Annotated in this window: 20 protein-coding genes; 1 reads left to right on the plus strand and 19 read right to left on the minus strand. The window is 62.1% G+C overall.

Annotated elements, in window-relative coordinates:
- Positions 1 to 2 precede the first annotated feature (2 nt).
- The 15 genes from CD175_RS12100 to CD175_RS12170 form a co-directional block, all read right to left on the minus strand.
- Positions 3 to 1,328 (minus strand): MFS transporter, encoded by a 1,326-nt coding sequence (locus CD175_RS12100; protein ID WP_205886332.1) that lies wholly within the window; start codon positions 1,326 to 1,328, stop codon positions 3 to 5.
- Positions 1,291 to 3,711 (minus strand): efflux RND transporter permease subunit, encoded by a 2,421-nt coding sequence (locus CD175_RS12105; RefSeq protein WP_104449090.1) that lies wholly within the window; start codon positions 3,709 to 3,711, stop codon positions 1,291 to 1,293. Before CD175_RS12105 ends, CD175_RS12100 begins: the two co-directional genes overlap by 38 nt.
- A complete protein-coding gene (locus CD175_RS12110) occupies positions 3,708 to 4,700 on the minus strand; it encodes a WD40/YVTN/BNR-like repeat-containing protein (RefSeq protein ID WP_104449091.1) in 993 nt (330 codons plus the stop codon). The genes CD175_RS12105 and CD175_RS12110 overlap by 4 nt, the downstream gene beginning before the upstream one ends.
- An 80-nt stretch (positions 4,701 to 4,780) precedes the next feature.
- Positions 4,781 to 6,400: a DUF1302 domain-containing protein gene (locus tag CD175_RS12115; RefSeq protein ID WP_104449092.1), complete on the minus strand. Its 1,620-nt coding sequence runs from the start codon at positions 6,398 to 6,400 to the stop codon at positions 4,781 to 4,783.
- A 140-nt stretch (positions 6,401 to 6,540) separates the two neighbouring features.
- On the minus strand, positions 6,541 to 7,911 hold the full coding sequence (locus CD175_RS12120; RefSeq protein ID WP_104449093.1) for a DUF1329 domain-containing protein: 1,371 nt from the start codon (positions 7,909 to 7,911) through the stop codon (positions 6,541 to 6,543).
- Between the two features lie 63 nt (positions 7,912 to 7,974).
- Positions 7,975 to 9,165: a saccharopine dehydrogenase family protein gene (locus tag CD175_RS12125; RefSeq protein WP_104449094.1), complete on the minus strand. Its 1,191-nt coding sequence runs from the start codon at positions 9,163 to 9,165 to the stop codon at positions 7,975 to 7,977.
- 49 nt (positions 9,166 to 9,214) lie between these two features.
- Positions 9,215 to 10,543: an NAD(P)/FAD-dependent oxidoreductase gene (locus tag CD175_RS12130; RefSeq protein WP_104449095.1), complete on the minus strand. Its 1,329-nt coding sequence runs from the start codon at positions 10,541 to 10,543 to the stop codon at positions 9,215 to 9,217.
- Positions 10,544 to 10,741: 198 nt separating this feature from the next.
- Positions 10,742 to 11,953, minus strand: a complete 1,212-nt coding sequence (locus tag CD175_RS12135) for a helix-turn-helix transcriptional regulator (RefSeq protein WP_104449096.1) — start codon at positions 11,951 to 11,953, stop codon at positions 10,742 to 10,744.
- A gap of 23 nt (positions 11,954 to 11,976) precedes the next feature.
- Entirely contained in the window at positions 11,977 to 13,548 is a 1,572-nt protein-coding gene (locus CD175_RS12140; RefSeq protein WP_104449097.1) for a FadD3 family acyl-CoA ligase, read from the minus strand.
- Entirely contained in the window at positions 13,545 to 14,645 is a 1,101-nt protein-coding gene (locus tag CD175_RS12145; RefSeq protein WP_104449098.1) for an alkene reductase, read from the minus strand. Before CD175_RS12145 ends, CD175_RS12140 begins: the two co-directional genes overlap by 4 nt.
- Positions 14,645 to 15,271 (minus strand): nuclear transport factor 2 family protein, encoded by a 627-nt coding sequence (locus CD175_RS12150; protein WP_104449099.1) that lies wholly within the window; start codon positions 15,269 to 15,271, stop codon positions 14,645 to 14,647. The genes CD175_RS12145 and CD175_RS12150 overlap by 1 nt, the downstream gene beginning before the upstream one ends.
- Before the next feature lie 11 nt (positions 15,272 to 15,282).
- A complete protein-coding gene (locus CD175_RS12155; protein WP_104449100.1) occupies positions 15,283 to 16,047 on the minus strand; it encodes an SDR family NAD(P)-dependent oxidoreductase in 765 nt (254 codons plus the stop codon).
- 4 nt (positions 16,048 to 16,051) lie between these two features.
- Positions 16,052 to 16,861, minus strand: coding sequence for an SDR family NAD(P)-dependent oxidoreductase (locus CD175_RS12160; protein WP_104449101.1), 810 nt, complete (start codon positions 16,859 to 16,861; stop codon positions 16,052 to 16,054).
- A 13-nt stretch (positions 16,862 to 16,874) separates the two neighbouring features.
- Entirely contained in the window at positions 16,875 to 17,702 is an 828-nt protein-coding gene (locus tag CD175_RS12165; protein ID WP_104449102.1) for an SDR family NAD(P)-dependent oxidoreductase, read from the minus strand.
- Positions 17,703 to 17,712: 10 nt separating this feature from the next.
- The gene (locus CD175_RS12170) at positions 17,713 to 18,783 is read right to left on the minus strand and encodes a 3-ketosteroid-9-alpha-monooxygenase, oxygenase component (RefSeq protein WP_240628974.1); all 1,071 of its coding nucleotides are present in this window, start codon (positions 18,781 to 18,783) and stop codon (positions 17,713 to 17,715) included.
- Positions 18,784 to 19,081: 298 nt separating this feature from the next.
- On the opposite strand from CD175_RS12170, the gene CD175_RS12175 reads away from it, so the two are divergent.
- Positions 19,082 to 20,230 (plus strand): helix-turn-helix transcriptional regulator, encoded by a 1,149-nt coding sequence (locus tag CD175_RS12175; protein WP_104449104.1) that lies wholly within the window; start codon positions 19,082 to 19,084, stop codon positions 20,228 to 20,230.
- On the opposite strand, the gene CD175_RS31065 is transcribed toward CD175_RS12175, so the two are convergent.
- From CD175_RS31065 to CD175_RS12190, 4 genes are all read right to left on the minus strand, one after another.
- Entirely contained in the window at positions 20,161 to 20,649 is a 489-nt protein-coding gene (locus tag CD175_RS31065) for an SDR family NAD(P)-dependent oxidoreductase (protein ID WP_414877294.1), read from the minus strand. The two genes, CD175_RS12175 and CD175_RS31065, sit on opposite strands and share 70 nt — an antisense overlap.
- Before the next feature lie 51 nt (positions 20,650 to 20,700).
- Complete coding sequence (locus tag CD175_RS12180) at positions 20,701 to 22,374, minus strand: FAD-binding protein (protein WP_414877278.1); 1,674 nt, start codon at positions 22,372 to 22,374, stop codon at positions 20,701 to 20,703.
- Between the two features lie 9 nt (positions 22,375 to 22,383).
- Positions 22,384 to 22,896, minus strand: coding sequence for a flavin reductase family protein (locus CD175_RS12185; protein ID WP_104449105.1), 513 nt, complete (start codon positions 22,894 to 22,896; stop codon positions 22,384 to 22,386).
- 144 nt (positions 22,897 to 23,040) lie between these two features.
- Positions 23,041 to 24,792, minus strand: a complete 1,752-nt coding sequence (locus tag CD175_RS12190; RefSeq protein WP_276309744.1) for an FAD-dependent oxidoreductase — start codon at positions 24,790 to 24,792, stop codon at positions 23,041 to 23,043.
- Between the last annotated feature and the right edge of the window lie 63 nt (positions 24,793 to 24,855).

Here is a 24,855-nt window from a genome sequence, read left to right on the forward strand (position 1 = left end):
GATCAAGAACTGGTGCTGCGCTGTAAGGCAATAGGTATCAACGCTGCGACAGCCAGGGCAGCGCATAGAAGCAGGGCTACGGTATAGGTATGGGTGACGTCGACAAGATAGCCGACAGCTGTCGGACTGAACGCCGAGCCCATGCCCGCGATCAGATTGCCGATGCCGAGAAGGCTACCGAAATTGCGCTGCCCCACTGCCTCCACCAGCAGTAAGGGAGCGAATTGGTTGACAAGATTGAAGGTGCTACCCCAGATCAGAGAAAAGAGCGTGATTGCTCCCACCCCTAACACGGGATCACTCGCCGCCAACAGGAAAAAAATGCCCGCGACACCGAAGACGGTACCGATGAGCAAGATAGCCTTTGCCCCCCAGCGGTCACTCAACATGCCGAACGCAAAATTACCTATCAGTGCCGCCACGGCGGTGCCGGCGAGAAACGCAGCAGCATGTTCTGCCGAATAACCCGTAGATACAAGATAGGGAACGAGGGCAATGAAGACGCCAATGCTGCTCAGTAAAAGGAGCAGTTGCATGGCAATCCACAACCAATAACGCGGCATACGCATTGCCTGGCAAATACCATGGCCTTCGAGCTGAGTGGCCAGCTGATGGTTCGCAATCGACTGGCTCTCTGGTGTTCGCGCGGCCCACAACAGTATTGGAATGCACAGCAGCCCAATTATACCGGCGACCACCTGCATCGTGTTTCGCCAACCGATGACAGCAATGATGTCGGTAAGTAGCATGGGGAAGATGACCGCGCCGGTGGAAGATCCGGCAAGCAGGATGCCGAAGGCCAGCCCCTGCCGGTCAAATGCGATCCAGCGCGTGGCGATTGTAATGGCCGGAACATAGGTCGACGTTCCTACGCCAATGCCACTTACGGCTATGGCAAAGGTGAGCTGGTCGATGTCAGCGCTCTGGCTGGCGAGCAAGTACCCCAGTGCAGCGATAAGAGCTCCGACGGTCATGACAGGGCGCGGCGAGACTCGATCAAGCAGCCAACCCGCCAAGGGCATCGCCAGTGTCATGGTGAACATGAAGGCGGTAGCCACACGGGATGCTTGCTCGTTGGAGCATTGAAATGCACTGGTGATCGGCAGGGTGAACACGCTGATCGAGTTGAGGGTGGTGCCGAATATGATGCACAACACTACGGCCAATCCAAGGACAATGGCCCAGCCCTCGCGCTGGCTTCGGGAAGTCCTGGTGCCAATCACCTGCCCCGGAAAACTCGTCGCTTCAGCGTCGATATCCAGCACCGAGCCTGTCTTTTGAATACGCACCTTATTGAATCTCCCAACCGAGCTGTTCATCGGGGTCATTGAGACTACGCTTGGCAACGCTAGCCACGGAGCCCGGCCGCCGAGGCGCAGCACCCACGCCCAGCCAGGCAGCCAGAACAGGTAGCAGGAAGATCGCGCCAAGCACGTTGACCAAGAACATGAAGGCCAGCAGCACGCCCATATCGGCCTGGAACTTGAGCGCGGAAAAAGCCCAAGTGCCGACGCCGATGGACATGGTCAGGGCGGTGAATACCGCAGCGGTTCCGCGTTGGCGCATGGCTTGGTAGAACGCCTCGCGCAGAGCCTGGCCATGACGAATCTCGTGCTGCATGTGTTCATAGAGGTACACCCCGTAGTCCACTCCGACGCCCACACCTAGTGCGATCACCGGCAGCGTCGCGACTTTCAGTCCGATACCAAGCAGAGCCATCAGCGCGTTACAAAGGATAGTCACCAGCATCAGTGGCACAACCACGCAAAGTACTCCACGCCAAGAGCGGAATGTCAGCCAGCAGAGCAGTCCGATGGTGGCGAACAGCGCGGCGAGCATCTCCACTTCGGCCTTCTCGACTGCTTCATTGGTGGCTGCGGCTACCCCGGCATTGCCCCCGCCGAGGCGGAAACGGATGCCGGCAGTGTGCTCGGCGGCAATGAACTTCTCCACCTCGCGAGTCACATGGTGCAAGGTCGAACCCTGGTGGTCATCGAGGTACACAAGCAGGTTAAGCACGCGGCAGTTCTCACTGTTGAGCCCCAGCTCCGGATTGGCCGCACCGCCACCGATGCGCAGTGCCGCAGGTGAGCGCTGCAGCGCGGCCCAGCGTGGATTGGCCTCGTTGTTGGCGGCGGTGTACAGCTTGATGCCACCGGCCACACTGCTGACCGACTGCACTCCGGCGACACCCCTCATGTACAGGTCGAAGCGCTCTACGGCGTTCATCAACCGCCAGTCCAGGCAAGCCTCCTCCTCACCGGTATTTTCCGCGTAGACCGAGAGCACATCCATGCTGATCGAATAGCTGGAAACGATGGCCGCGTTGTCGCGGTTGTAACGCGAGTCGGCTCGTAGCTCAGGCGCGCCGGTACCAATATCGCCGATCAGCAAGAAACGCGCCTGCAAGGTGCCTGCGACCAGCAGCACCAGCATCAGTGCCAGGCTATACAAACCCGGACCGGGTCGGGCCAATGAAGATAGCGCCCACCACAAAGGCGCGTGGCCTCCGTCAGCTACGGAACGACGCGCGCTCGACTCAAGCTGCAAGTGGGAGAGGATGATTGGAAGCAACATTTTGTTGGTGACAATCATCAGCGCTACGCCGAGACAGGCAGTGACGCCCAGTTCCTGGACGATGGGGATGTCGATAAGCATGATCACCATGAAGCCCAAAGCATTGGCCAACAACGCCACGGTGCCTGGCACCGCCAGTTTACGAATGGCACCCTCTGCCGCGGCCCGCGCGTCGGCCCCGGCAAGCACATCCTGCTTCCACGCGTTAGTCATCTGCACCGCATGGGAAACACCGATGGAGAAAATCATGAAAGGCACTAGCACCGACATCGGATCAATGCCATAGCCGCAAAGTGGCAACAGACCTAGCAGCCAGATGACGGGAAGTAGCGCCACGCCGATAGCCAGTACCGTGAGTTTGACCGAACGACAATAGAGCCAAAGCAGCAAAGCGGTAATTCCCAGGGTGACGGCGAAGAAGGCGATCACTCCGAGCAGGCCATCCATGACCTCACCCATAATATTGGCGAAACCGACGATCTGGATATCAATCAGCTCACTGCTATAACTGGCGCGAATCGCCTCCAGGGCACGCGCCACCGCCGCGTAATCGAGCTTCTGGCCGGTCTGCGGGTCGACCTCCAGCAAATCGGCCTGAACCATGGAAGAGCGCAGGTCGTTGGCCACCAACTGACCGATCTCACCGGACTTGGCCATGTTGGAGCGAATCTGCGCCAGTCCGGCGGCATCGGCTACAAAATGTGAGGGAATCACCACATCGCCGATGAAACCGGCCTCGGTGACCTCTATGTAGCGCACGTTGGGCGTGAACAGCGAACGTACCCGGCTGCGGTTCACTCCCGGGGTAAAGAACACCGCGTCGGTGACCTTACGCAAAACCTCAAGAAATTGCGGATTGTATAGGTCGCCCTCGCCCTTCCAGTGCACGCTGACGAGGATACGGTTGGCCCCGGAGAAGGTATCGCCGTGCTCCTTGAAGGCGGCCATGTAAGGATGACTCTGAGGTATCAGCTTGTTGAAGCCCGGGTCGAGGCGGGTACCGAGCGCGGACACGCTCAGGCCCAGGGTCAACAAAAGAAACAGCAGGCCCAGCGGCATGCGCCGGGCGATCAGCCAGCAGGCGAGTCGGGCGACCAGTGCCTCAAGGCGGGTCACGGAAGTTGCAGCGGTCATCGGCGGACGTCCTCGGTAGAGCCAGGGAGCTGAGTGGGCGGATCGAAACGGCGCAGTCCAGCGTCACCAGCCAGCAGCCAGGGGCCGGAAGCAGGAACCGCCAAGTCGGTTAGGATTTCCTGACCAACCTGGCGCAACACGCGAAAACTCCTGCCTGCATCGTTACTGGCCAGTAGCACGCCGCTCTCACCGGCGAGTAACACAGTGCCATCGGGCGTGACGCGGCCCGCATGCAGAGACACCGTCGATGGTAAAGACACCGGCGACCAGTGCTCGCCACCATCGTCACTGCGGAACACATGGCCACGCATGCCATAAACCAGCCAACGATCAGCGCCGAGACTGAGCGCGCCATAAAACGATCCCTCGTAGAAGGACGGCAGCGCTTCCCACTTTACGCCCGCGTTACGCGAGCGCAGCACCTTGCCGCCCTCGCCGACGATCAGCCAGCGCTGACCGTCCACTGAACCGGCGATGCCGTTGAGGTGCAAATCAGTCAGCCCTGAGATCACGTCGTCGTACCAACTGCCCCCATCATCACTCGAGCGCAACACACGACCGAAGGCGCCCACCACCAGCCAGTCGCCGCGAGGCAGGCGCGCTGCATCGAGCAGCGGCGCGCCGCCGTTCTCGGTGAACGCAGTCTCCTCCCAATTGCGCCCGCCGTCGCTGCTGCGCAGGATCCAACCCTCGTGTCCGAGGGCCAGCCCCTGGTTGGCGTCAGCGAACACCACGCGGGTGATAAGTGCCTGGCGCGGCGATGCAACATTAGCCGCACTCCAGCTGCGACCCTGGTCGCTTGATAAACGGATCAACCCCAACTCGCCGGCCACTACCAGGCCGGCGGAGGTTTCGCGCACAGCGTTGAGCTGCATACGATCGACCGGCACTTCGCTTGCGCGCAGTGGCGGCATGCTGCGAGGGGAGAAGGCCAGCACCCCTCCCAGTGCCACCAGCATTGACGCGCTTAGTCCAAGAAGAATCTTCATAGCAAGCTCCCTGTATAATCAGCGGCTACCTGGAAAGAGAACGCGAACGACTGCAAATTCATAAATACTCCCCCAGCCACTCACAAACTGTACTTGGCACTGAATGCCAGATAGTCGCGATCGGCCAGCGGACGCTTGGCCAGGTCGGCGCCACCGAGGAAGGCGTTGTAGCTCATGCCCAGTTCCAGATTGTTGAGGTACTTGAAGGTCAACCCTGCGCTAGCACGGCTGTCACCCTCGCCGACTAGTCCGCCAAAAGCCCCTGCAACCGCAGTCGTGCCATTCACTTGCTCGGCGTAGGACATTGGCATGCTCAGATCCCAGCCATCGATCACGTTATTCCAGGACGGCGTCGCACTGAGCTGGTAGGCCCAGGCTCCTCTATCGGCGCTGAGCTCGTCGAAGGTCTCACCGGCGAAGGCGAAGTCATCGACCTTGTTGACCCGCAAGTAGGCGACCTCGCCGACGAAGGTGGTCTGGTCCGAGAACCAGCGGGGGCCGAGGATATACAGACTGGAAAGCTGCGCCTGGGTGGCATTGGCACGGGTCGCGGACGCACCGACTGGAGTGTCGACCAACACTGGCACGCCATCCTTGTAGCTGATCTCGCCGGCCACGTTGAAATCGCCCATGCGGGTAGAGAAGCTGATCCCTGTCAGATCAATATCGTCGAAGTAGATCACCTGATAGTCATTCGGGAGGTCATCTTGGAAGTTCACCCGAACGTTGGGGTTCTTGTCGTGATAGCGCAGACGATAGAGGCTCATCTCGGTCTCATTGCCCACCGCCATGCGCATGCTCAGTCCCCACTGACCGCTGTCGCGCGGCCTGTCGGTCGGCCCCTTGGGAAGCGTGAAGCCCGGCGCCAGATAGAGGAACTCGGCACCCGGCCCGATCATGTCCGCAGTGGAGAAATAGCCACCGACCGGATCCAGTTCGGTCGGTTTGTACTCGTACTGGTAGTAGGCGCTTACGCCAAATGCCGGGCTCAGTTGCCACTGCGCAAACATCTGCCCGACCGGCAGCAGGATATCCTTGACCTCGATGCCCGGCACGTTGGCTTTGGTGGCATCGGCAGGTGACTGGGCACCGGCGATGTTGGGGAAGAACAGGCTCTCGCCCCATTGCACCACCTGGCGACCCAGGCGCAAATTGAGCATGGACTGTTCGGCAGTCTGGAAGCTGCCGTACAGGTAGGCATCGAGCAAACGGCTGCGGCTGCCAGCCGCGTCACGCGCACCGCGTGTGAATTCGTTCGCCGGACCGGTCTTGTTCACCGTATCGGGTGAGTTGTTGTCGTTGCGGTGCTGCCAGACATCATCGTAGAAACTCGAGGCGCGCAAAAAGGCGCCGTAATTGCGGTAATGGAGGTCAATCTCACCCAGCAGCGACAGGCGGTTGTTGATCAGGCTGCCCGGATCGAAGTTACGGTCGCCGTCATCGCTGTTGACCGTGTTTGGCAGGCCACTTGCCGGATCGATTGGGCCATTGATCAGTTCACTGGACTGGCTCTCGGTACGCATCGCGGCGCCATAGCCGAGGGTTAGCAGGTAGTTGGCACTTACCTCCTCACCCAGTTGGAACTCACCAGCACAGGTCGGACCGGCAAGCGCCAGTGCCAGCAGGCCCAAGGACAGGCTACTCGCTGCACGCGCCTGATGGTTCATCCCGGTGTACTTGTTGTTTTTGCTCGGGCTCATCGAATGATTCCTATACGGTGGCTTGCATGCCCCCTCCGGGCGAATACAGGCCGCGCAACAATGGTCCGGGCGGCAGTCGCCGACCCGGAATCGCTCAGGTGAAATGGATTGGGGAGATCTGACTAAGCCTGTCGTCGCACCTAGCGCCCTACCTGGCGCAGCATGTCGGTGGTGTACATGAAGGGTTGCAGGCGGTTGCCATTGAGCTTCGGCGGGTCGATCTCATTGGTCAGGCGGTCGGCCAGGTAGGCCCCGGAAACCAGGTCGTGGTAGACCGTGACGCCTGTGTGGAACAGCTTGGCGCCATAGGCATAGAAGGTGTTGATGAAGTTGGTGCGCCACAACTCGCCATGAGCGTCGTAGTTGTCCGCCATCACAGCCATCCAGGTGTCTTCATCGATGTACAGCACGCGCTTGGCGTACTGGTGGCGGTAGCCCGGTTTCAGGGTGGCCTCCAGCACCCAGACACGGTGCGGCTCGTAGCGCATCACACTGGGGTCGATGCTACCGACCTTGAGCAGGTTGGCGTACTTGACGCCTTCAGCCTCAAGGCGATAGCCGTTGTAGGGGATGTACAACTCGCGTTTACCGACCAGCTTCCAGTCATAGCGCTCGGGCGAGCCGTTGAACAGGCGGTCGTCGTCGATGGTACGAAAGCCGCCAACACCCAGTGGCATGTCAAAACCGAAACCAGGCGATTGGCGTACCCGACGTGTGCCCGGATTGTACAGCCAGGCGGTCTGCGGGTTCTTCGCCTCGTTGAAATACGTGTAGGCCAGCATCACCTCGCCCTTCTGCCGGTCGGGCTTGAGGATGGTGGTCAGCGAGTAAGCGAACATGCCAGTGGTCGGTTTGCCGATGTCGGTGGGGCCGCTGGTCTGGTCGAGAATTTCCATGCGCATGCGCCCCCAGGCAGTCCTGCCATCTGGGTAAACCACAGCCTGGTCATAGACCGCGTCCTCCTCATGGACGTAGGCCGGCAGCAGCATGTTGCGCAACAACTCGTCGCCCGTTTTCGGCAGCGGGAAAGGAATGGCGCCTTTGAGTGCTTGCACGCCCATGTTGCCGTCTTCCAGTTCGGCAACCCTGGCGTTCTTGAGGGCCAACTCGCAGCGGAAATCTTCGAAGCGGAAGTCCCTGTGGCTGGGATACACAGGGATAGCGAAGGTCTGCGGGTACTTGCGCAGCAACGCTTTTTGCCCATCGGACAAGCGTGCGGCATGCTCCTCCATGTTCTGCGCCGTGATCGTGAACAGCGGCTTCTCAGCGGCATAGGCGTCGACATGACGCGTGCCCACCCCGGCGAACTGAATTCCCGGCGGGGTCCCTAGCCAGGCACCGTTGAAGGCGGGGATAGAGCCATCGGTGTTGCCTGCCTTCTCGGCGCCAATACAGGTCAGTTCATTGCCGAGCTTGGCAATCTCGGCCTCGCTCGGTTTGCCCCAGGTGCCTTGGGCTGCCAGCAACAGAGCGGCGGCCAGGGGCAAGGTGCGACTCAATGCGATATGCATGGTGTTTTCAACTCTTGGCTTGAGGCTGGGAACGTGGCTCAGCCTCGTAGTGATCGGTCGGTGTCAGGCGAACAGGTCGTTCTGCAACTGAGTCTCGCTGGCAATGAACTGCGCCCCGCTCTCACGGGCGAAGGCTCGTACGTAAGGCTCCGGCTCCAAGCATTGCTCCGGCGCCAACAGCCCTTGGCCGCGCACCTGCCCATCCATCCAGGCCTCAATGACCAGGCGGGCGCATATAGGGGTCGGATCGGCCGTACTGTCCTCACTCTGTTCAAGTGGTAGTGGCAGGTGGTGTTCGAGCACGCTGCATACCTCGACGCCACCGCGTAGGCCGCGCACTTCGACACGCGAGGCAACCGCCCAGGGCTCTGAGGACAGGTCAATGGCCATGCTCTCGCGCCCTGCGATGCTGGAAAGGTGATGGGTCAGGAACTTCAACGGCGACAACCCCAGCGCGTCGATTGTCTCGGTGCGGCCAAGGCCGAGGTCGATCATCGATTGCCAGATTCGTGAGCCTGCTTCCGGAAAGAACGCCAAGCGGTTGGTCACCTGCTTCAGGCCTGCAATGCAATGCGGCAGGGTGACGGTCTCGCCGTGACCGATGAAGAACGATGGGTAAGCCTTGAACGGGGCCGCGTAAGGCACCTCGAGGCGACCGCCCCAGCCCGGCATCTTGCGGTACTCGCCATCGACGAACTGCTGCACCTCGCCGCAGGTGATGTGCATCATGTGATCGATCACAGCCGGCGACAGCAAGTCCGGGATGAAAGGCACGGCGGTGGCCAGGTGAATCTCTTCAGCCGTGTCGAGGCGGTCGACCAGCATGCGCGCCATTACGTTGGTCAGGCCCGGAGTGGAACCACAACCGATAATCAAGCGAATGCCCGCATCGAGGGCGCGTTGTTGCCACGATGGGTCCAGGAACAGGGTCTCGGCCACATCGTGATCGTCGTTGATGTCGATGTAGTCGACGCGTGCGCGCAAGGCCGCTTCGATCACCGGCACAGCACTGCGGTAGAAGGGGCCGACAGCGTTGAACACCAAGTCCATGCCGTCGAGCAGCGTGTCCAAGCAGGCAGGGTCGAGCACATCGGCCTTGACGGCGCGTACGCGTGGACCCAACTTCGCGGCGAGTTTCTCGGCGGCGGCCTGGTTGAGATCGCCAACCACACAGTCCAGTTCAGGGTGACGAGCAACCAATTGACGGGCGACATCCGAGCCGACGTTGCCGCAGCCTAGTAACAAAATTCTCATGCGTTCCTCTCGATTATTGTTGTTGTGAAAAAACGGTTGTTATGTGCACTCAGACCAGACCAAGGCGATCGGCCAGCCTGGCTGCAGGGATCAGCACACGGCGAATCTTGGTTTCGAACAGCCCCGCGCAGTGCACCGCACGCGGCTTCTGGAGTGGCAGCAGGAGCTTGTCGAGGCGGTCGTCGGCGAGCACCTGGGCTAGGTGCATTCCCAATAATGGGCCCATGACATTGCCCCAGGAGCCCAGGTTGAGCAGTGCCAGCACGCCCTCGGCGGCCTGGTAAAACTGCGGGTAGGCCGCCTCGTAGACGGTCGAGGAATTCGCCGTCATACCGGTCCAGTAGGACTCCAGCTCGATCGGAACTTTGCCCAGCGCCGGGAAGGTGCGCCGCAGGTAGCGCAGGAAATAGTCGAAGTGACCCAGCGCGTCCTGCGCCCGACCGCGTCCCGGGATGGTCGCGGTGATCAGTCGGCCGCGACCGTCGATAACCAGCGGGTAGAGTCCGGCGGGGTACTGCATCAATGCGACACGCGCCGGATTGATTTGCGCCAACACCTCGGCCGGTAGCGGACGGGTTGCCAAACCGCAGGCCAGCAGGGGGAATTGAGTACGCGCAAGCTCGGGGAAAAAGGGATTGCCGGCATGGCCGTTGGTGCACAGCACCACACGCGCTGCACGCACGCTGCCGGTGGCCGTGCGCGCTCGCCACTGCACGCCTTCGCGTTCGCAACTGAGTACGCAGGAATTGCCATGCACCCGAGCCCCCAGGCCGACGGCAGCGCTGACCAGGCCCTGGGTGAACAGGTAGGGATTGACCCGGCCGCCTTCGCGCCAGTGGATACCGTAACGGTAGGCGTCGGTGCCGAGCAGCGCGTGCAGACGCTCGGCATCGACGATATCCACGTCATAACCCAGTGCCTGCCACTGGTGCGCCTTGCGCCTCAGTGCAGCGTGCTCGCGAACGGCCGCCTCGACCATGCCGCAGCGTACGGCGTCGGCTGCCAGGTCATACTTGCGACTGAGTTCGAAGACGATATCGCGGTTGGCAATGAAAAAATCGGTGAAACCACGCCCTTGGTCGGGCAGGTCGCGTAGCGCCTCCAGCGAACCCAGATAAGGCTGCACGTGGCCGGCATTGCGCCCGGAGGCGCCGCTGGCTGGCTGGTCGGCTTCGAGCAGCACCACATCGACACCGCGCTCGGCCAGGTGCAGGGTCAGCGACGCGCCGGCCAGGCCCGCACCCACGACCAGCACATCTGCTTCGATGTCCCGATCCAGCGAGCCGTATGCCGGCTGCGGCGTAGACAGCGGCCAGCCACTGAATCGAATCGGCACCACCCCCGCCTCGTAGGCCTGTGCCGCCGGAAATACTGGCACTTGTCCAGCTGCCTGCCTCTTCACATTCACGCTCACTGCCGACTCCTCGTCATTAACCTCGGGTTCAACGGTCCGGCCAGGGCTGCCGCGAAGTTGCAGCGACCGACTGATCAGTCATCCCGATGCTATGGAGGAGGGAGAAAGCGCTCCAGTACCAGTTGGTACTGCGCCATCAAACAATTGGGCGGGGGGGGGGGGTTATCGGCGCAGCAGAACGCTGCTCTTGCACAGCATGCGCACCAGGTCCGTCTGGCCCTTGATACCCAGTTTGGCGTAGATATTCTTGGTGTAATTGCGCGCTGCAGTGACAGCGATGCCCATCTGCGCCGCAGCCTCGCTGATGCTTTGGCCGTCAGCCAAGCAGGAGGCCAAGCGTGCTTCTTGACGAGTCAGGGCGAACAGCTGGGCGATCAGCTCCGGCGGGTAACTCGAGGACTGCGGCGCGGTGGTCACCTCGGACAGTTCGACCAGGTTGAGGATTACGCTCGGCGCCTGGCACCCCTGGAAATAGCGCAGCAGGGGCGCCGGTGCAACCGACATACCGAACAATACACCGGCCTGCCCCGGCACGCGCAGCAGTTTGCCCGGCTCCGCAGGGCCAGGTGCATGGCGCTGCTCCACGGCCCTGGCAATGGCCTGCTCGAGCAGCTGCTGCAGGCTGCGATCCCTGATCTGCACCCTCCCCTTTGTAAGCTCGATGCCCGCATGCCGGGCGAGCATCGCTTTGACCGCCCGATTGGCCGTGATCACCCGCGACTCGCCGTTGAGCAGTAGACAGCCTTGCTGCAGGTGGTCGAGGTTGCCTTCGTACACCAGCCTGTGCGCCTCTTGGCGCTGCATTCGGGCATATAGACCGAGGGCACGCGTCAAATGCGGCAAGAGACTCAAAAATAGATGCCGCTCTTCAGCGCAGAAACCGCGCTTGGGGGTGCCGTCCCCAAGCAGCACATCCACCCAGCAACGCATCCCGCCAGATTCGGCGAAGCAGATGCGCAGGCATTGACCGATGCCCAGCACGGTGAAGAATTCGGCGCAAGCCGGCTCGACATCCCCCGGACCGAACTCCCGCAGTTGTCCCGGGGACATCGTCTCGGGCCGCAACAGTTCTATATGAGCGAAGCGCTCTCGGTAGATGCGTTCAGCGAGCTGCCAGTCCGTGTTGTCGTGCTCGTCCAGCGACATGACATGCACGTCGCCAATCCGATCTTGCCAGTGGTGCAGCGTGACCGTCACATTGCGCGCAGCAAACAGCGAGCGCAGACGCTCGACCAGGGCGAACCAAGGCCGGACTTCGGCGACGCCTTCGTAGACCAGTCCAATCAGCTCGGGGAGGACCTCGACGACTCTCCAGGATGGCTGTTTGCGCCACGGTAATACCGACAACGGCACACGGTCTTTGCAGATTGGCATGGACGTTCTCCGCAACAATGGCCTCAACCTGCCTGCGTTCGCAGGATGCTCTTGACCACTTTGCCCGCAGCATTGAGGGGCAGTTCGACGACGAACTTCACGCTGCGCGGGACTTTGTAGTTGGCCATGCGCTGGCGACACCAAGCGGTCAGCGCCTCGGCCTCTAGCGCGGCGCCCGGGCGTAACACAACATGGGCTTGCCCCACCTCACCCAGCCTGTCGTCGGCAATGCCGATCACCGCAACCTGGGCGATCGCCTCGTGTTCCATGAGCAGGCGCTCCAGCTCCGCCGGGTAGCAGTTGAAGCCGCCGACGATGAACATGTCCTTGAGCCGATCAGTGATGCGCAGGTATCCGCGCTCGTCTAGCACACCGACGTCCCCGGTGTGCAACCAACCTTGTGCATCGATAGCCTCGGCGGTGGCTTGGGGGTCGTCGAAGTAGCCTTGCATTAGGTTGTAGCCGCGGATCAACACCTCACCCGGCTGCCCCGGTGGCAGCGGCCGGCCCTGAGCATCCACACAACGCAGTTCGATACCTTCCAGCGGGCGGCCACAGCTCTGGGCAATGGTCTGCACATCGTCCCCCGGCCGGCAGACCGTGGCCAAGCCGCAGCATTCGGTGAGACCATAGGCAGTGATCACGCTGGCGAAACCCAGTTCGTCACGCATCCGTTGAACCAATACTGGCGGCACCGAGGCTGCACCGGTGACTGCGACGCGCAACGAAGACAGGTCGAAATCGCTGCGCCGTGGGTGCTCCAGCATGGCGCCATAGAGCGCCGGTGGCCCGGGCAGGAACGTCACCCGGTCGCGCTCGACCCGCTGCAACACAGCCTCGGCGTCGAAGGTCGCCTGGGGCAGGATGGTCGCCCCACGGATCAACGCGGCGAGCCAGCCAGCCTTGAAGCCGAAGCTGTGGAAGAACGGACTGACGATCAAGTAGCGGTCGCCGGCGCGTAGATCGACAATCTCGCCCCAACTGTCGAACAGTCGCAGGTTCTGGCCCTGGGCGCAGAGCACGCCCTTGGGGTAACCGGTAGTGCCCGAGGTGAACATCAAGTCGCAAGGGCTGTCGCCGTCCTGGATATCAATGCGCTGTTGCAACACCTCGTCGGGTACCTGCGCAGCGAGTGCGAGGAAATCCACCCAGTCGTTGTCGTCCTCGCGCCCTCCTTCCAGCACTACGGTACGTGCCAGTTGCGGCAGCGCCTGGTCACGCAACAGATCGGGGTAGTAACTGCCGAGGAACTCGCCGACACAGAACAACAGCCGCGCACCGCTGCGCCCGAGGATATCGGCGGCCTCGTCGCCCTTCAGACGGGTGCTGAGCGGCACTAGGATCGCCCCGGCGAACAGACCGCCGAGGGCTGCGACTAGCCACTGATGGCTATTGGGCGCCCAGATGGCGACCCGTTCCCCCGGCTGCAGTCCCAGCGCCAGCAGCGCCCGCCCGGCCAGGCGACTCAAGTGCTGGAGTTCAGCGTAACTGAGCTGCAGTCCCTGGTCGTCAATGGCGATACGCTGGGCATGTTCCCGGCCCGCTAAGGCCAGGGCGGCGGCAATGGTCTGCGGCTTGCCGTTTGCCCCATTCATGACGGAACCTCCTGCAAGCCAATAGCTGCCAGCGCCGGATAATCGCTGTAACCGCGAGCACCCGGGGTATAGAGGGTGGTTCGATCGAATTCGCTGAGCTCCGCTTGCTGGCGCAAGCGCGTCACAAGATCGGGGTTGGCAATAAAGTGCCGGGCGAAGGACACCGCCTCGCCGAGCCCGTCGTCCAACGCCTTGGCCGCGCTGCGGCCGTCGAAGCCGTCATTGAGGATTAAGGCCCCGCCGAAGTGGCGGCGAGCCAAGGCAAAGGCATCCAGCTCGGCCATTGGCGAGCGGCTGACGTGGACATAAGCCAGCCCCAACGGGTCAACAGCAGCGAGCAAGGCGCCATAGGTCGCCAGCGGGTAGCTATCGTTCATATCGTTGTAGGGGTTGCCGGGACAAATGCGCAGGCCGACCCGTCCGGCACCAATTGCTTCGGCCATGGCCTCCAGGCATTCCACAGTGAAGCGGATTCGCCGCTGCAGGGAACCGCCGTAGTTGTCCAGGCGCCGATTGCTGCATTCGAGCAGGAACTGCATCGGCAGATAACCGCTGCTGCAGTGCAGCTCCACGCCGTCGAAGCCGGCCACGCGGGCATTGAGCGCAGCGTTGCGGTATTCCTCGATTACCTCGACAATCTCCGCGGCCTGCAGCGCACGCGGTAACTCCATCGGCACAATGCCGTGGCTGTCGCTGTAGAGGCTGCCCTGAGCCGCAATCTCCGAGGGGGCGACGGTTTCAGCACCTTCAGCTTTGTTGTGGCGGCTGGCGACCCGGCCTACGTGCATCAGTTGCAATACTCTGCTGGCACCGCCCGGCTGCAGCGCCGCGGTGACCCGGCGCCAGGCCTCGATCTGGCCCGGCGTGACGATCCCTGGTGTACGGCAATATCCCTTGCCGGCCTCGCTCGGGTAGGTGCCCTCGGCCACGATCAGGCCGGCATCGCTCCGTTGACCGTAGTAGGCCGCGTGCAGCTCGCCCGGAACGCCGTTGGCGTCGGCGCGGCTGCGGGTCATGGGCGCCATGACAATGCGGTTGGCCAAGCGCAGCTCGCCCAGTTGGACAGACTCAAATAACTTGTTTTCTACAGCCCTCATCAACGCACCCTCACACGTGGCACGGCGCTACCACGACGCATCGTTTCGAGGAATCGATCCAACGGTGCCGGTTCGGCGATCTGCGGCAAGCTGTCGTCGGGCTTTGCCTGCCAGAACGTCTTCCAACTCGGCCATAGTTCATGCCAAGAGCCGTCGTAGGGTTCCCGCCCCGGCCAGCGCATCTTCTTTTCGCCGATCGGCGGCTTGTTCAGGTCGCTGGCGTAGAGGTAGCACGGCAGGCGGCGGCGGAAGTACCATTGACCGTCGATGCGCTGGTAGTCATCCCAGTAGAGCATTTGCATGATCACCCACTCAGGCCCCGCCTCGTGTTCGTTCTTGGAGTAGACCACTCCACTAGCATTGTCGCGGTCCTTGAATTCGATGATATGGCCGCCGATGTGGTGCGATGTGGTACTGAACTGCAGGCGCAGGGTGTCGTCGATCCAGGCCTTGAGGTCGGCTCGGCCGACCTTATCCTGACTAACCTTGATGTCTTCGGGGAACAACCCGACCCAGGCATCCAGGTCACGCATGTCCAGGGCCAGGGCGTACTTGGCCGGCAGCATGCGAATCTGCTCCAGCGATTCCAGGCGGTCGAGGCGCTCGAGCACTGTCTGTTCGTTCATCGTGGGCTACCTCAGCGTTGCGAAGAAATATTGCCGCCGTCCACCAGGATCTCGGCGGCATTGATATAGCTGGCTTCTTCCGATAGCAGGAAGCGCACCACCCGGCCCAACTCCTCCGGCTGGCCAAGGCGACCAAGCAGAATGCGCCGCTCGAACATCCCCGGATTTGCCGCCGCAATCGGAGCGACCATCGGTGTGAGGATCTGCCCTGGCGACACCGAATTGACGCGGATACCATCGGCGCCGAGGGCATCGGCCAGCGAACGCACCAACGACAACATGCCGCCCTTCGACGCGCTGTAGGCGGGGATCAAGCCATTGCCCAAGGTGGCGTTGATCGAGGCGATACCGACCACCGCAGCCCCCGGATTGGCGCGCAGATCCGGCAACATGGCCTGCACCAACAGGGCCATGGCCCGCAGATTGACGTTCAACACGGCATCCCAGCGCTCGGCGCTGAGTTGCTCGAGTCCACTCTGGTCGACCACACCGGCGGCGTGCACCAAGGCGCCCGGGGCACCCAGCTCGGCGCGGGTGCGAACCAGTGCGGGAGCGATGGCAGCGGCGTCACACAGGTCTATGCCGATGCCTAAGCAAGGCACGCCGTATTGCTCGGCAAGACGCGCGGCGACGGCCTGTGCCTTGTCTTGCTGAAGGTCCCAGATGATCGCCGACCGTCCGACTGCAGCGAGGGCTTCGGCGCAGGCTGCGCCAATGCCTGAGGCGCCGCCGGTCACCAACACCGGGCTTGCGGGAGTATTCAATAGGTTGTGCATGGTGTTATTCCTGTCTCAGTTTGCTGGAGGTCTGCGAGGTGTAATCGCTGGCGCCGACGTTCAATTCGCACGTCTTGCCGCCGTCGACCACAAGCTGCTGCCCAGTGATATAGGACGACTCGTTCGATGCCAGGAAGAGAATGGCGTTGGCCACTTCTCCCGGTTCACCGATGCGTCGCAGCGGCACGGCGCGTGCCGTGCCGGCGATCATCTGCTCGCTGCGCATGGCCTCGCGGGTGCCCTCGCTCCACACCACACCAGGGATCACCACATTTACCCGGATGTTGTCCGGTGCGCCCTCCAGGGCGGCGGCCCGGCTGAAATTAACCACACCGGCCTTGGCTGCGCCGTAGGCGGACAGGCCGGGACTGCCGAGCAGGCCGACCACCGAGCCCATGTTGATGATGGAACCGCCCCTGCCCTGCATCGCGCGAAAGGCCGCACGGGTGCCGAAGAAGGCCACGTCGAGACTGCCGCGCAAACTCTTGTGCCAGTCCTCGGTACTGAGTTGAGCCAATGGCCCCCAGGTGTAATTGACTGCGTTGTTGACCATCACATCGAGTTGGCCGAAACGCTCGAGGGTGCGGCTGACCGCACGCTCGATGGCCTGCTCGTCAGTAACATCGGTCTGCACCCAATCGGCCTCGCCACCTTGCTCGCGAATCAGCGCTGCCATGGCCTCGATGGGCTCGCGGCGGCGGCCGCACAACATCACCCGGGCGCCCTCGGTGGCGAACAACTGCGCGGTGGCCGCACCGATACCGGTACCGGCTCCGCTAATCAACGCCACCTTATTTTGTAGTCTCGCACTCATCTTGTTCTTCCTTTCAAAGCATCAACATGCCGCCGCTGGCGGCCAGGGTCTGGCCGGTGAAGGCACTGGATTCGTCGCTGGCCAGAAACAGGCTGGTCTGGGCGATTTCCCCAGGTTCGAGCATGTGCCCCAGCGGGATGGCTCGTTCCAGGGCCTTGGCCCACTCTTCGGAAATCGATTGCATCAGAGGGGTACGGGTCGGCCCAGGGCAGATGGCGTTGACTCGGATGCCACGTGCGCCGAGGTCGCGCGCCAGGCATTTGGTCATGCCGAGCATCGCCGCCTTGGCCGCACAGTACGCCAGCGGCCCCTCGCCACTGAGCGCCGAGGAACTGGCAATGTTGACGATCGAGCCGCGGCTGGCGCAGGCGATCATTAGTCGAACAGCGGAGCGGCTGCAGTAAAAGGCGCCGTCCAGATTGATTGCGAGCAGGCGTCGCCAGCCCTCGTCTGTGAGGTCGACCACCATATCGGTGAATACCTCCGGCACCCGACCGGCGGCGAGTTGCTCGTTACGCTGGGCAAGGCGCTGCTGGTACAGGTCGAAGCCGTCACCAGGCACCTGTCCAAGACCGGCATTATTGACAAGCACGTCGAGGCGGCCAAAACGCTGCTCGATCTCGACGAACAGCCGTTGCACCGAGGCGCCATCGGCGATGTCGCACCCCCATGCCAAGCCTTCGGCGCCCGCCGGGAGAGTTTCCAGCACTCGGCGCGCCGCCGCCTCGTCGATATCGGCCAACACCACACGAGCACCCTCGGCGGCGAACAACTCCGCAGTGGCGCGACCTATACCCGAACCTGCCCCCGTGACCAAGGCAACCTTGTTTGCAAGTCTCATGGCAGGCTCCTCAGATCAGGTGCAGTTCGCTACGGGCCAATTCGGGCACCGCATCGAGGGTTTTCCAGTTGCCGTCCCGGTGTTCGAACACCTTGAGCTCCGGGGCCGGTAGCGCTGCAACATCGGTGTAGAACTGCTCGTACCACTCACGTAGCTGATACACCGGGCCGTCGCCGTCAGAAAGTACAGGTTTGTCCACGCGGATCTTGTTGTGCCAGATCTCCACGTCCTGGAAGAACGACTTGTGCGCCTGCTCGGAATAGGATTGGGCGATGGCTTGGTTTTGCTCTTCGGATAGCCCCGGGACCTTGCGCACCTTGATCGCGTAACGCAGCTCGAAGCTGCTCTGGTCGATCGGCACGTGGCAGTTCAGAAGGATGGTATCGACGGTCTGCCCAGCGGTTTCGGCGCGCATGCGGGTGATGTGGTAAGCGGGCCCGAAGTAGGCGCTGTCGGCACACAGTCCACGGCCGAGCAGTTCGCTGTCCTCGCCGCGGAACATCTGGTAGCCGATGTGGCCATCGAAGGTGTTACAAAAATAACTCGCCGGCGAGCCGTGCACAGGGCCGAAATGGGCAGAGTCCGCCAGGTTGTCCACCAGCTCGCGGCAGTTGGTGTTAATCACCATCTTGCGCATCATCCAGTCGGTCCATTGCTCAGAGAAGCAGGCGTCGATGCGCGGGATCATCACCTCCGGATCCGGTACGTTGCCCTCGGCGTCGTGCCAGATGAACAGCAGCTTATTCTGCTCCAGGATCGGCCAGCTTTTGATCTTGGCACGCGGCGGGATGCGCTTGGCGTAAGGGATGTCATCACAGACACCATCAGCGCCCCAGCGCCAGTGGTGGAACGGACACCGCAGGGAATTGCCTTCCACGCAGCCGTCACTGAGATCGGCGCCCATGTGCGGGCAGTAACCGTCGAGGATATTCAGCGTTCCATCGTCACCGCGAAAGGCCACCAGGCGAGTGCCAAAGATGTTCAGCCGATGGGGATTGCCATCGGCGAAATCGGCGGCCAGACCGAGACAATGCCAGCCGCGGGCAAAGCGTTGCACCACGCTCGGTGCTTGATCGTTCATCGAAATGTCCATGCTGCTTTCCCCTAAGGTGATGGATATCGACCCGAATAATCCCTAGCACGCCCCCAACTCACATCCCTTGACGGGACTAACCCCTAAGGGTGACTTGGCCGAAATAGGGCTCTGATAGCCGCCCTGGACTGAGGCGAGGTGGAATTAGCAAAATTAAGCGACCGCCGCATCCTCCATTCGAACGATGTCTGCTGCGACTCTGCGGGTGAGGCTTGACTGGCAACAACGTCGTCGCCGCTGCGCTAAGGGCCGCGACATCCGAGGTAAACCAAGTTGAGCGAGGTCTATGGACACTGCCAACGTTTCGCTGGATGAGCTTTGCCAACTCATCGAACTCATCTATGAAGGGGCCGGTGAAACATGGCCCTGGCAACAAAGCCTCGAACGGTTGCGCAGCCTCCTGGGGGCCAACTACGCAACCCTGATTCTGCGCCCGTCAACGCCCGATGATTGCGGGTTCATGGTCAATGCTGGCGCCGTCTCGACCTGGGCGGTCAGCGCCTATGGCAGCACCTACTATGCCCTCGACCCCTTCATCGGCCTGCCTCCCGGCGAAGTGCACACGGTGACGGAAATACTCGGCGAGGAGCGCTGGCTGAACTCCGACTTCTACCAGCAGTTCAACGAACCGCTGGACATCTTCTACATACTGGGCGCCGATCTGCACAGTACGGATGGCCGTGAATGCCGCCTGCGCATCTGCCGGCCACGCCGGGACGGCGCCTTCAGTGTGGCGGACAAAGCGCTCTGCAAGCGCCTGTTGCCGCACCTGCGGCGAGCGGTCAGCCTACGCGGTCAGCTCAAACGCAGCGAGGCCGAACGGCTTCTGTACGCCTCGACCGTGGAGCGTCTACAGATCGGCACGATAATCCTCGACGACCAATACAAGGTACTGGAGTGCAACCAGGCCGCCCAAGACCTGCTGACCGAGAACGACGGTCTGAGCTTGCTCAACGACAGCCTGCAGGCCGCTTTCGAGCGCGACAACAATGCTTTGCAGCAACTGATCGGCCAGGTTCGGGAACAGCGCGTGCGGCCTGGGCCGCAGATCGCCGAGGCAATCACATTGCAGCGGCCTTCCGGCCGCGCCAGCCTCGGCGTTGTGGTGCGCAGCTTGCCGCGCCTGGACAGTCCGGAAAGACGTCAACCGGCTCTGGTGGTCTACCTGCGTGACCCGCTGCACAAGGCCTGCGTGCACCAGCAGACGCTACGCCAATTGTTCGGTTTGACCCCAACCGAAGCCGAACTGACGATCCAGTTGGCCCACGGCCATTCCCTGGAGGAAGCGGGCGAGCGGCTGAACATCCGACGTAACACCGTGAAAACTCACATGCGTTCAATCTATGCCAAAACCGGCGTCACCCGTCACAGCGAACTTACCCATATGCTGCATAACAGCGTGGCGGTGTTCGGCGGCGATTCGTCTCTCAGCTGAGGCACAGCCCGGAGCGCAACGTACCCTTGACCTTGTCGGCCGCGCTCAGCTGCATCAGATCGTGCAGCCGGGGCGGCAATGTGAAGTTGGCCAAGTTCTCGGAACCAGAAGAGGAAAGCCCGATTGGCTAGCGCACCCTTGCTTGCCAAAGATCGAGCCGATGTTGATGATTGAACTGCCGTCCTGGTGGCAGTGATGTTACCCAGGCTGGTCACACCAGCCGCGTTGACCAGAACGTCGATAAGTCCCAAGAGTTGGTGCACATCCTCCACGCAATGCTGCACTTGTGCCTCTGCCCGTACATCCAGGCAGAGGAACAGCGGCGACATCTGCAGCCCTTCGGGGCTGGTCAGGGCTTGCACGACCGGCGCACCGATTTCAGTCACACCACTCGGGCAACCTCGGCGGCAAATCGGCACACGCATGGCAAACCGATGCCGCGCCGTCGGTGACCTTGCCTTCAAGTCGCGTCATGCGGGATCTCCTGTGGAGTTTTTTGCAACGGCCTTAAGGGCTAGGTGAGCACCGACCCGGCGCCCGGAATACACACAGTCCGCCAAGGACAGACCGGACACATAGAGATTGGAAGCGACGCCCACGGCGTTGCGCCCCGCGGCGTAGAGCCCGCTGATCGGCTGTTGGTCCGTGTTCAGCACCTGACCACTGCGCTCGCAGACCTTGAGGCCGCCCAGAGTGATCATCGCGCAGGGGGACAGCTTGCTGTCCACCGACAGATCCATGGCATACCACGGCCCCTGCTCCAGGGAGGCGAGAAAGGCTGGCGACTTGCCCAACGGATCCTTGCACTCGCCACGGGCCGCACGGTTGTATGCGGTCAGCGTTTCCTCAAGGCCCGACAGCGGCAGCCCGGTCTTGCTCGCCAACTGCGCCAGGCTTTTGCCTCGCTTGATGTTGAACAGCATATTGAGCAACGCCGGCAGGCGCTGGAACGACCAGACCTTGCCCGGCCCGATCTGCACAAAGGCCTGCTTGAGCAGGCGCCGATTGATGATCAGGAGAGCCCGACCATCCTGCTTCTCGACCATGGCATGGCCGAGCGTGGCACCATAAACCTCTTCATTGCAATAACGCTGGCCATCGGCGTTGACGATCACACCATGGGCCCAGGCCAGCGGTGGATTGATGAAGCGCCAGGCACTGGCCCGCTCCATATGCGCCGGCTCACCACCGGCACCCAGCCCCAGGCGTATGCCGCTGCCATCGCAGCCGCTGGTACCCAAGGGCAGGCCGGGCAGGTACTTCGGTGCGTACTGGGCAATCATCCCGCGATTGAAGATAAAGCCACCGGCACTCAACAGCACGCCATGCCGGGCGCGGATCAACCGCCGCTCGGCATGGGTCAGTTCCATCTGACGCAACTTGCGGCGCAGGCGCTCGGCCAGTGACGGTGCATAGACGTGCAACTCATCGACCCAACGCGACAGGCGCGCGTGACGCTCCGCAATGCGACTGCCAAACGGCAAGCGCCAGACTTCGACACCGAGAACCGCGCCGGCTTCATCCTGCACCAGGCGACGTACTTCACTCTGCACCTGCAGGCGCACGCCTTGGTACAGGGCGCTGGACTTGAGTGCGGCGAACAGCGCGTGGCCGGACTGCCCGGAACTTACCGTGCGATGACCGCGCGGCGCCGGCTTGGCTTTGGCGGCATAGGTAGGTACTGCCTCGTTGCCGGAGTAGTAGAGAAAGTACTGATCACTGGGGTAGGAAGTTTTCACCGGTGGCACGCTGCCCTGAAAACTGGCGCCCTGGTGCTCCAACCAGGCTATCTGTTCGCGACTGCGCTCACAGAAGTCACGCAGGGTCTCGTCGCTCACGGCATCGCCGGTTTCCTGGCAGAGGTAGTCGAACATCGCCTGCGGCGAATCCTCGACACCGGCCGCTTGCTGCTGCGCGGTGCCGCCCCCGGCGTAGACCACGCCACCACTGCGCGCGGAGGCACCACCGCCGGCGAAACGATCCAGCGCCAACACATCCAGCCCGCGGCTCACCGCCTCGATACTGGCGCAGGCACCGGCGGCGCCGAAACCGACCACCACCAGATCGGCTTGTTCATCCCACTGCAACCGGCCTGCATCGGCCACCTGTAGCGGCATCTGTGAATGGGTTTGCATCGCAGTCATGAGCATACCTCAGCAGGCCACGGCAAGGGCCGCGGCCTCGGATGTGGTGGTGTAACGGCCGTCCAGGTAGATCAGCGGGCTGATGGCGCCGCCGTTGTGGATCTGTTGGATACGCCCGATAAAAATAGTGTGAGTGCCATAGCTGAACTTGCCGTCCTGACGGCAGAAAATCGCCGACTGCGCATCGGTCAGATAGGGAATGCCCCCCTTGCTGCTGCACCAGTTACCACGGACAAAGCGCGCCTCGCCCTTGACCGGACCGCTGCACAACTGCGACAGCTCTTCCTGCTCCAGGCCGAGGATGTTCACGCAGAAGTCCGCGCCGTCCTCCAGTACTTCATGCAGGGAGGCAGTCTTGTTCACGCAGATCAGCAAGGACGGCGGCTCCGTGGACAACGAGTCCACCGCCGTGGCGGACATGGCGAAACGCTGCTGCCCGTCGCTGCTGGTGATAATGGTCACGGACTTGGCCAAGCGACGCATCGCTTGCAACATTTCACTCTTCAGATCGACCTGACTCATGATTTTGCCCTCTTGTCGTCATGACGGATGGAGATTGAAGTCGATTCTTGCAACGCCCCCCATAGGCAAACATCGTCTATGGGGACTAGCCCAAAGGGCTTGCACCAAGAGCGGGAAAAGCGCTGTGCGCCTTCCCGCGGCCCCTTATATTGACGACTGACAGGTAGCCGACTCGACCTCAACACCCTTGTCATTCACGGTGGCCCTTATGTGATTGGCCGCCAGGTAACCGAAGGTCATTGCAGGTCCCAAGGTGGCGCCGGCGCCCGGATAGGTGCGCCCCATCATCGAGGCAGAGTTGTTGCCGATCGCGTAGAGCCCCGGGATGGCTTGACCGGCCTCGTCCAGCACCCGCGCCTTGACATCAGTGCGCAGGCCACCCTTGGTGCCGATGTCGCCCGCGTCGATGCGCACCGCATAGAACGGCGCCTTGCGCAGCGGCGCCAGGCAGGGATTGGGCTGCACGTTGGGGTCGCCGTAATAGCGATCGAAGAGCGACTTGCCCTTGTGGAAATCCTGGTCGTCACCGGTCTGCGCCATGGGGTTGAAGCGCTGGACGGTGCCCAGCAGGCCGGTAGCATCGACTTCAATCTTCGCTGCCAGCTCGATCAGGCTGTCGGCCTTGTGAAAGCAACTGTACAGATTTTCGGGCAAGCGCCGGTCGGGTACGGCATAGCCCGGTGCCAGGGCCCCGCAGGGATACTTGTGACGGAAATCGGCATCGAACACCATCCAGCAAGGCACGCTGATGACTCCCTCACGCTGACGGGCGTACATGGCGTAGACGATATCGGTATAGGGGGCCGCCTCATTGACGAAGCGCTGCCCGGTGGAGTCCACCAGGATGCAACCTGGCAGCGCGCGTTCGACAAATAGCGGACGTTGCCTCACCTCGCCTTCGACGCGGGTGGTCGGTGCCCACCAACTGTGGCCCATCAGGGCAATGTCCGCACCGATGCGCTGGCCAGCGAGGATAGCGTCGCCCGTGTTGTACGGTGGCGTGGCGCTCCAGTCGACCTTGGAGGGTTGCGGCAGGTACTGCTCGCGCATCGCTTGATTGCGCTCAAAGCCGCCCGCTCCAAGGATCACCCCGTGGCGCGCCTTGATGTTGATACGGCGACCGTTGCGCATAGCCTGCACGCCGACCACCCTGCCTCCGTCAAGCACCAACTCCTGCAAGGCGCAGTTTAGCCACAGCGGCGTACCGCGATCCATCAGCGAACGACGCAATGCTCCAATCAGGGCATTACCTAGGGTCAAGTAACGGTCGCGCCGCGACAGCCGTCGGCCCTTCCAGTCGTGCCAGTAGCGCCACAGCACCTTGAGAGTCAGACCGACCCAGCCCGGGCCACGGCACAGCAGTACACGTGCCTCCTTCATGGTCATGGCCATGCGCCCCAGCATCAAGGTGGCAGGGGACGGCTCACGCATGCGCAGAAACTCGGCGTCCAGTTTGCGCGCATCGAAGGGCAAGGGATCCATGGAGCGGTAGCCCGGTTTGCCGCCCTCCATTTCCGGGTAATAGTCGGCGTAGCTGGCCTGTGCCTCAAAGCGAACGCAGCTGTGGTCTTCCAGGTACTTGACCATGTGCCGGCCATTCTCGACATAGGCGGCAATACGTCCATCGGCATCATCACTCTCGGTCACCGTGCAGATGTAATGGATCGCCTCCGCCGCCGAATCCTGGCCACCCAGGGCAGCAATGCGGTGATTGTTGGGAATCCAGATACCACCACCGGAGGTCGCCGAGGTGCCGCCATACTGTTCGCTTTTCTCGATCAGCAACACCTTCAGGCCCAGATCGTGGGCACGCAGGGCGGCAGTCATAGCCCCCGCCCCGGAGCCCACTACGAGTACATCGCAGCACTCATCCCAATTGATGATGCAGTCGTTCACAAGCCACCTCCATGGATTCTGTAGGATCGGACAACGACTCACCGCGCCGCGACGAATGCTGTC

The sequence above is a fragment of the Pseudomonas laurylsulfatiphila genome (assembly GCF_002934665.1).
Taxonomy (GTDB): Bacteria; Pseudomonadota; Gammaproteobacteria; order Pseudomonadales; family Pseudomonadaceae; genus Aquipseudomonas; species Aquipseudomonas laurylsulfatiphila.